8 protein-coding genes are annotated in these 9462 nt (G+C 32.2%); 2 read left to right on the top strand and 6 right to left on the bottom strand.

Going from position 1 to position 9462, the window contains the following annotated elements:
* Window positions 1-135 precede the first annotated feature (135 nt).
* From proC to T335_RS0102185, 5 genes are all read right to left on the bottom strand, one after another.
* Complete coding sequence (proC, locus tag T335_RS0102205) at window positions 136-942, bottom strand: pyrroline-5-carboxylate reductase (protein ID WP_026476095.1); 807 nt, start codon at window positions 940-942, stop codon at window positions 136-138.
* Window positions 943-995: 53 nt separating this feature from the next.
* Window positions 996-1790 carry a glutamate 5-kinase gene (gene proB, locus T335_RS0102200; protein ID WP_026476094.1) on the bottom strand — a complete coding sequence of 265 codons (795 nt, stop codon included), beginning with the start codon at window positions 1788-1790 and terminating at the stop codon, window positions 996-998.
* An 11-nt stretch (window positions 1791-1801) separates the two neighbouring features.
* Window positions 1802-3043 (bottom strand): glutamate-5-semialdehyde dehydrogenase, encoded by a 1242-nt coding sequence (locus tag T335_RS0102195; protein WP_026476093.1) that lies wholly within the window; start codon window positions 3041-3043, stop codon window positions 1802-1804.
* 333 nt (window positions 3044-3376) lie between these two features.
* A complete protein-coding gene (locus T335_RS0102190) occupies window positions 3377-4351 on the bottom strand; it encodes an HD domain-containing protein (protein WP_026476092.1) in 975 nt (324 codons plus the stop codon).
* A gap of 17 nt (window positions 4352-4368) precedes the next feature.
* Entirely contained in the window at window positions 4369-5016 is a 648-nt protein-coding gene (locus tag T335_RS0102185) for a hypothetical protein (RefSeq protein ID WP_026476091.1), read from the bottom strand.
* Window positions 5017-5457: 441 nt separating this feature from the next.
* Here T335_RS0102185 and T335_RS0102180 point away from each other — a divergent pair, with 441 nt between their 5' ends.
* Together T335_RS0102180 and T335_RS0102175 are read left to right on the top strand one after the other, a co-directional pair.
* Window positions 5458-6363, top strand: a complete 906-nt coding sequence (locus tag T335_RS0102180) for an AraC family transcriptional regulator (RefSeq protein ID WP_026476090.1) — start codon at window positions 5458-5460, stop codon at window positions 6361-6363.
* A 174-nt stretch (window positions 6364-6537) separates the two neighbouring features.
* Window positions 6538-7494: an NAD(P)-dependent oxidoreductase gene (locus T335_RS0102175; protein WP_026476089.1), complete on the top strand. Its 957-nt coding sequence runs from the start codon at window positions 6538-6540 to the stop codon at window positions 7492-7494.
* A gap of 192 nt (window positions 7495-7686) precedes the next feature.
* Here T335_RS0102175 and T335_RS0102170 read toward each other — a convergent pair whose 3' ends face one another.
* Window positions 7687-9207 carry a S41 family peptidase gene (locus T335_RS0102170; RefSeq protein WP_026476088.1) on the bottom strand — a complete coding sequence of 507 codons (1521 nt, stop codon included), beginning with the start codon at window positions 9205-9207 and terminating at the stop codon, window positions 7687-7689.
* Window positions 9208-9462 lie beyond the last annotated feature (255 nt).

Raw genomic sequence — 9462 nt, 5'->3', positions numbered from 1 at the left:
CAGCTGAATAACTTTTTGTTTTGGACATAAATATACTCCCCTTAGATAAACAGATTTTATTTTTTAATCTGTCTACCTAATAGGGAGCATATCAATTTCTGGGGTGCACATCAAAAATAATTGTCTATAAATAGTTTATCGTCTTAGGGCTTTTAATTTTTCATCGCAGGCTTCCATTACCTCCATAACGGTGCTTCTGAAGCCTCTTTTTTCGAGGGCATAGACCCCCGCAATCGTTATTCCACCAGGAGAACTAACAGTATCTTTAATTTCAGCTGGATGGATTTCTTCCTCTAATATCATTTTGCCCGTTCCAACTAAAGTTTGGGCAATATATTGATAAGCTTTATCCCTTGGCATCCCTTGTAATACAGCACCATCGGCTAATGCTTCTACAAATATTGATAAGAAGGCTGGACTACAACCACTTATGCCTGTTACCACATCCATCATTTTTTCTTCGATGACATCTACCCTTCCAATGCTACTTAATAGATCAATAGCCAGATTTAAGTCATCATCGGAAACCTCATTACTTCCACTTAAAGCAATCATTCCTTCCCTCACGACAACAGGAATATTTGGCATTGTTCTAATTACTTTTTTCGGTTGTTCAAAATACTTCATAATATCATCGATTGTAACACCAGCAATTACAGAAATGATGAGTTGGTCATCTCTGACATGATCTTTTATCTCCCTTAATACAAGTTTAGATACATCTGGCTTTACACAAAGAAAAATAATATCACAGTTTTTAACTAATTCAATGTTAGTATGGCATAAGTTTACTTGAAATTTATTACGTAAACTTTCTCCTTTGCCCTTACTCCTATTTGTAATATAAATATTTTTATTAATTTCTTGAAAGTTGGCAGTTAAGCCATTAATAATTGTTTTGGCAATATTCCCTGCGCCAATAAAACCGATCTGTTTCTCCATCAAGTCACCTCATATAATCATTTCTTACATATTGTCATTTCTAATTTATTGACCTATTGAAAATCTTTAAATATTGTTGCTGGATATTCATTATTTAACAAATTTAAAATTATATTTTCTTTCTTTCCATTGGCAAGAATCATAGGAATTCCATATCGATTAACAATTCTAGCTGCCTCTATTTTTGTTGTAATTCCCCCTGTTCCAAAGGAATTAGTTTCGCCAATCTCAATACTATTAATCATATCATCTATGTTTTCGACAATTTCCAATAACTGTGCATCTCTATGTTCTTTAGGATTCTTATTATATATCCCATCGATATCACTTAGTAAAATGAGTAAATCTGCATTCCATAAGCTTGCAGATAGAGCTGCTAATGTATCATTATCTCCAATCTTGATTTCTTCAACACTCACTGTATCATTCTCATTAATAATTGGAATAACCCCCTCATCTACTAAAGTAAATAAGGTATTGCGAATATTTAACGTTCTGGTTTTATCAAAGAAATCTTCTCTAGTCAAAAGCAATTGCCCTACATGTAAACCATAGTCATGAAAGTGACGACCATAGGCCGACATTAACTCTACCTGCCCAATGGCACAAAGGGCTTGCTTATAGTTCATATCTTCTCTTCTAGACCATCTATTTATTTGACCAATTCCAGCTATTCTTGCACCAGAAGTAACGATGGCCACCTGCTTTCCTTCTTGGGTCAGTTGAGATACCTGATGGCATAGTTCCTTTAAAAATTCATGGTTAATTGTTCCGTCTTCGTTGGATAACGTATTACTACCTATTTTAATAACAATCTTTTTACTTTCTTTAATAACTTCTGAAACCATCTCTTACCCCTCTATTCTCTAATTTGTCCATTACCTACTATTGTATATTTTACAGTAACCAATTCATTAAGGCCCATTGGCCCCCTAGCATGGATTTTTTGCGTACTAATCCCTAGTTCACCACCAAAGCCAAAGGCTCCTCCATCAGTAAATCTCGTTGATGCATTTACATAAACTGCAGCAGCATCTACTTTTCTAGTAAAAGTATTTGCATTAGTGTAATTCTCAGTAATGATTGCCTCAGAATGCTTAGTACCATACTTTTGTATATGACTAATTGCTTCATCTAAATCATTTACAACCCTAACTGCTAAAATATAATCTAAGTATTCTTCTAGCCAGTCGGCTTCTGTAGCAGCTTCAACAGAGATTATATCCTTTGTTTGAGGACACCCTCTCAATTCGACTTGATCCTTTAAAGCATGCTTAAGTTGAGGTAAAAATTCTTTTGCGACATTTTTATGGATTAAAGTTGTTTCACAAGCATTACATACACCAGGTCTTTGAGCTTTTGCATTTACCAGTATTTTTAACGCTTTTTCGACATCAGCCGATTCGTCAACGTAAACATGACAATTACCCACTCCTGTTTCAATTGTTGGTACTGTTGCATGGTCAACGACAAATCTGATTAAATCTGCTCCACCTCTTGGGATAATAACATCGATGTACTCATTTAAAGTAAGCATTTCTTTAACAACACTTCGATCTAATTCTTCAATTAGTTCAATAACATCTGGATTAATTTGACTTTGTTTTAATCCTTCTTTTATAGCAAAAACTAAAGCTTTGTTAGAATTTATAGCCGAAGAACTTCCCCTTAATAAAATACAGTTACCACTTTTTAGCGCTAAAGAAAAGGCGTCTACGGTCACATTAGGACGAGACTCATAGATAATGCCAATAACCCCTAAAGGAACAGTCATTTTACTAATTGTTAATCCATTTTCTAAAGTCCAAACATCATTACTTCTCCAGATTGGATCCTTTAGTTTAAGAATCGTCTGAATACTATCGATCATTCCATCAATACGTTCATCTGTTAGTCTTAATCGATCAATCAAACTTTCCTTTGTACCAGCCTTTATAGCAGCTTCTACATCCTTTTCATTTTCTGAAAGAATGTACCCCCTATGTTCATTAAGGTTTTCTGCCACCTTTACCAGAGCTTGATTTTTTATACATGTATCGGCTGCACCTAAATTGATGGATGCTTCCTTAAGTTTTTTGCATTTTTCTAATAAGTTTGACATTTCTTACACTCCTCAAAAAAAATAATATGCTTTATATTATAAATGATTATGCATATACATTCAAATATTAAGTTTTTTTATAAGTAAAAATTTAATGATACGGTAGATATTAATAGTTTGTTCAAATCTATAATTTTGTATCATAATATCAAATCTTTACTAGATTGAAATTATTCCCTAGTGATTGATATTAAAATTTAAATACTCCCCCCAACGATTGACAAATAGCCCCCATTTTTAAAGGAACCAAAAACAGAAAAGAGTAAGACTTATACATCTTACCCATTTTAATAACCTATTCGAAATTTTAGATAGAGCTACAAGCCATTAGCTTTAATTAGAAATGACTCTTACAAACTTACCTTTAACCGCCTTTTCATAAGCTTCTGAATTCATTTCCCTAATTTTTGATGATAAATTTGAAGCTCTTTGGGTTCCTGCGCTAGATGAAATTAGAGGGTCCACAATTCTTATCTTTTTAATTAGATGTAGATCATACACTTCATTATCTTCTTTAACGATAACATTGGTATGTAATTTACTTATCATATCTATTATTGCAGGATCATTAGACTGCTTTAAAATGTCCATTACCTCTTGGTCGGTTGCCTGCAAATCTTCAAGTCTCAAAATCTTTTTATCAATGGCCAATTTCAATGTTTTAGCTAATGTATCATAACCATAAATATTTAAGGGATCCATAAAGAACTCAATTACTTCTTGATTATAGGCCCTAACAAACCATTCTGCAACTTTAATATCTCGTAAAAAAAGCCTTCCATCAATAACAATTAAATGATCTATAAAATCATTTATCTCCTGCTGTGAAATATGACCATATTCATATAAATCCCTTAAAGTATAATCGATTCTATCACAACATAAATCTGGTAGTGATGCTTCCATCAATGTCCATTTATCAAGATTCAGTAAGATGCCTGAATAGTTATAGCCATATCTTTTTAAAATAGTTGGTATTTCAGACCTCTCAATTACTTCTTTGAAGATTTTTTCATGGTAAGACCTTTTATCTTTTAAAACAAAGTCTATCACATGAGAAAAGGCTGTATGGGACACATCATGTAATAGCCCTGCTATTTGTTCCTCTAATGAGCCCCCCAATTTCCTAACTAAGAGCATTACACCAACAGAATGATGGTATCTAGTTACATTCCACCTCTTATTAACTAAATAACTCGCTCCTCCTTGATATACTCCCTTTAATCGTTGAAGAGGCTTACTTAGTATTAACGCTTCCAACACACCCTCTACTTCGAATTCGCCATAAATTGAATCTATTATTTTCATTATAATAACCGCCTTTATTATTTTTTCCTACCATCAATCATTCCTCTTCTTTTACTAACATCAATAACGACATCATTAATTTTAATTTCATGATTATTTATCCAATGGACCTCCAAATCAATTAATCGATCTCGATATACTGGTCTACTCTTTATAATAAGTCCACCAAGATTTCTTTCATGCTTCACCTCAAGACTACCTCCCAATGCCCCTTGGTCATATATAACAACAGTTGCTGCTTGTTTACCATCAGGTGAAATAGTTCTTGAGTAATCATAAACACTTACTCCCATCAACCTAATCAATATAACGACACAGAAGAAGAAGAGAAATAATATATAAGATAACCAAGATACAAATTGGAAAAAATAATGGGACTTTCCCGATTCCAACATTGGAAATAGTAATATCAATGGTAGAGTTAATAAAGGACTTTTTATTGCAATCACAAAAAGAGCTAAGGTAAACACAACTAAAATACCATTATGTAGTCTATTATTATACTTTACTCTCAATAGGTAAAGGGTAATAATTACGCTACTACAATATATAATGTATGTTACTCTTTGAGCAACAGGTGAATTTAAACGATAGCCTAGTATGCTTAAGGTAACGATTATAATTGAAAACATGATAAAAACCGATAGCTTTTTAATCTTTTGCATGATTACCCCCTGGATTTTTTTCTTATTCCCTTATATCTAATATAAGATCTATATATCTAAAACACCTAATATATCTAATGTTATAATCTGTAAATTATTATGTCAAGATAAATAACCAGTAAGTTCTTTACTCCATCTTTGCTACAATTTCAGGTTATTTTCCTTTAAACTCCATTACTTTGCTAGTGGACTACTCAATAGCGAAGTTTTAAATTTTGCATTAATATAAATTTCTTATTAATAATGCAATTTCCTTAATTATGCAATTCCTTTAATTATGTAATTTCCTTTAATTATTAAATATTCCTATAAATAATATTGTATCTAATTCTTCACTTACACTATTATAACAAAATAGGATAAGAAACCCTTCATGGGATCTGGTATGATATATATATACTTACTTAATCTTACCTAAATTAATTTCTTAGGAGGCTATAGATGGACTATATTGATTTAATTCAGAAAACACTAGACTTTATTGATTGTCATATCTTTGAAAAAATTTCTGTAAAAAACCTCGCCAAAGTTGCTGGTTTCTCAACCTACCATTACTATAAAGTATTTAATAGTTTTGTTGGTATGCCGCCTATGGAGTATGTAACAAGAAGAAAACTACAGTTTGCCCTTTATGACTTGAACAATGACAAAAAAATCCTCGAAACGGCAATTCTTTATGGTTTCGAGACCCATGCAGGTTTTACAAAGGCTTTCAAAAAAGCCTTTGGTTATCCACCAAGCTTTTATCGTATCCATGCTCCTAAGGACATACCTAAAGGAATCAACCTTAGGAATTTAAAAAAGAATAGAATAGGAGGAATTATCATGCAACCAAAAATTATTCAACGAGATGCCTTTAAAGTTGTAGGCTATGAATTTAAAACAACCTTAAAAAATAATGCCCATTCTCGGGATATACCAGCCTTTTGGGATCAGTGTAATATCGAGGGTAAAGAGCAAATTCTTTATGATACCCAATCCCCCTCTAAACATGGTGAATACGGTATCTGTATTAACACCAATATGGAAACAGATGAGTTTTCATATATTTTAGGAGTAGAAGTAGATCATTTTGAAAAGGCAAGAAAGGATATGTATCAGTTAGAGGTTCCTGCTGGCACCTATGCAGTCTTCACAACTCCACTTGTGGAGGAGAAGGATTTTGTAAATTCTATTCAAGGTACGTGGAAATATATTTTAGAGGAATGGTTCCCTAATTCTGGTTATGAAATCGATGATAGTAAGTTAGATTTCGAATTTTATGATGAAAAATGTCATACATGGGAATACGAAAAAATCTCTATGGAAATTCATATTCCCATAAAGCAAAGAGATCTACATCAGTAACGAATTACCCCTTTAACTACTAGGTTTCATATTTACTTTACGATAAATATTTATGGTGTTGCAACAGTTAAACCCATTAAAAACTCCTTATTATTTAGATTTTACTATTTTACATTGTATTATATCTTGTGTATAATATTGTTAATATTCTAAATATTATCAAGGAGGAGTACAATGGAAAATATCGTATTTCTTAATGCAGAAAAATTAGATTTCGACCATCAACTAGACTTTTCAGCCTTATGGGAGTTAGGTAATTTTACAAAATATGAGGATAGTTCAGAAGATGAAATCATAGAAAGGGTTCAAGGTCAAAGTATTATCATAACTAAAGAACTTCCCCTTACTCAATTCCATCTCGAGAACTTTCCTTCATCTGTTAAATTAATTTGCGAGGCAGGAACAGGTTTTAATAATATTGATATTGCTGCTGCTAAAAAAAAGGGGATTACCGTTTGTAATGTACCAGGTTATAGTACAGAGGCCGTTGCTCAACTGGCCATGACTCTTATCCTTAATTTTGCCTCTTCTTTAATTCAACAACAGAGGATGATACATAAAAAAGATTTCAGTAATTTTACAAAGCATCTTCAAGTTCCCCATTTTGAATTAAAAAACAAAACACTAGGAGTCATTGGTACTGGCACTATTGGGCAACAATTGATTAAACTAGCCCGTGCCTTTGATATGGAAGTACTTGCTTTTAATCGAACACTAAAAACCTTTCAAGATCCTCATGTAAAATCTGTCCCTTTAGATGAATTATTAGTAAACAGCGATTTTGTCTCAATTCATTGTCCATTGACCGCTGATACGAAACATCTTATTAATAGAGACAAATTAGAACTTATGAAACCTACTGCCTTTATCATTAACACTTCAAGAGGGCCAATCATTAAAGAAGTTGATCTAATAGAAGCATTACAGGAAGGGATTATTGCAGGGGCAGGACTTGACGTACAAGACCCAGAGCCACCAGAACTAAATAACCCGTTGTTTACAATGGAAAACGTGATTCTTACCCCCCATATTGGTTGGAGATGTATAGAGTCAAGGCAAAGATTAATTCACTTATTAGCAGATAATATTAAGTCCTATACCATAGGTAAACCAGTCAATATCGTAGGATAAATATTTAAGTAAGTTTATTACTAATCATTAATACATACAATACAATCATTTATACATATGTAGACATTCATACATGTTAATTACCTTTACTTACTTTAAATACTGTATCAAAAAAAACTAACTAAAATAACCTAGTTAGTTTTTTTGAAACCTAATTGCCCTATTCACTTAAACTATTCGCCACGTCATTTCTTATCTACTACTAGGGGCTAATCTACTTATATACTTAATAATCCTCTCTAAGGCTTCATCTGGGGACACCCATAGATCTGGCTGATAACCTATCCCCTCTAAATCCTTCAGATCAGAAGGTAAAATTAAAGTTCTACCAAAATTCAGTGAGAGCCTTGAGTGTGGTAACATAAATCCCATCATATTTCCAACCAATGTAGCACCACCTGTATTCACTCCAACAAAAACTACATTTTCCACTTGTCTTAACATTCTAACAAAAGTTTCGCCAGATGAGTATACATCTCCATCTATAAGGACAAATACTATATTGGAATTAGCAATGTTTCTTGGCAATTGATAGTTAACTGGACTCCAACCTGGATAATAGTCGGCTTCTAATACCCTTCTTATTTTATCTTCTTCTCCTTTTCGAAGTTCTTCATCTTTTATTGTCTGTAAAAACCCCATGGTAGCATTAACTGTTATATCTGTATATAAATGACTTGCAATTACATCACCGCTTGGTGTATTTCTTGTATAATTTTCAATCCATCTTGCTGGATATTGATCACTACCACCCATATTCCCTCTGATATCTAAAATAAGAAAATCTCTATCTCTAAGTATTTTTCCTGACTCAACAAATTGATTTAATTGATTTAGTTCATAATCTGTATCAGAAAACATTTTTCTAATTTCTACTACTGGTATTCCTTCCTTCTCACTATAAGCATAGATTCTTAGAAAATTTTGTTTTACATGAACTAAATGAAGATCTATTCTTTCATTAATGATAGCTCCCTGCCCCTTCAGCTCTATATCTATTTTTCTGTATAATAAATTTGGTGAATAAAGTTTACCTAGGTTATATACAACCTCTCCTTCCTCATTTAGGGTTAGATATAGGTAGTCATCAATGTCACCTTCATTTACGTGTACTAAGTAGTATTTCTCATTTCCAATTAGTGTATAGTAACCCTCTTCATCCTTAGAAAAAGCATACTTTTCACTTGAAAAATACTGATATCTATTAAATAACCTCTTTTCACCGACGATGAAATGTCCATCTTGTATAAAATTCAGGTATTTGACGAGAATATTGTTTAGATCAGAAACCCTAATGGATTCATCCAATTTATTAATTTCTGCTACTATATCAGCTTTAGCTGATAAGAAAATTTCATCTCCCCCAAAATATTGGTAGGCCCCATAAGCAAATTTTAAAAGAGTAAATAAATGATCTACATCCGATAAAGCTTCTTCTATAGTTACCTCTTCTACTAATTTTACCCCCATAAATCTATTTGGCAAACGATAAATATCATCATCTTCAATTCCATAATGAAAGTGATCAAATTGATATAATAATTTATTGAAGTTCTCGATTAAAGCCACTTCATCAATATGATCAATCTTAGTTCGATTTAATGATATTTCTTCTATTAATTCCCCTGATAGTAACAAAGTAGTATCTTTGCTTTCTGATAAAGGTAATAGTTCTCTTAATATTAGAAATAATGAATTATAGCTATTAAACATATTATACTTATTTTTTTTCCTATGATAATTTTATTCAACCCCTCATCCCCCTAACAAATAGCATTTTAAAATATATATAAGCTTAATCTAATAAATTCTATTTATATCCATAATATCCTTCAATCACCATATGGTTTTCTACCAACTTAAAGAAGAACATAACAAGAGGCATGCTTCTCATTTTCTAGGAGACCATGCCTACATTTGTCGTACTTATAGTTTTTTAGTTTTTGTTGTATCTGTTGTATTTGATGT

The sequence above is a fragment of the Alkaliphilus transvaalensis ATCC 700919 genome (genome assembly GCF_000621485.1).
Lineage (GTDB): Bacteria > Bacillota > Clostridia > Peptostreptococcales > Natronincolaceae > Alkaliphilus > Alkaliphilus transvaalensis.
This window is presented reverse-complemented; position numbering and strand designations above follow the sequence as displayed.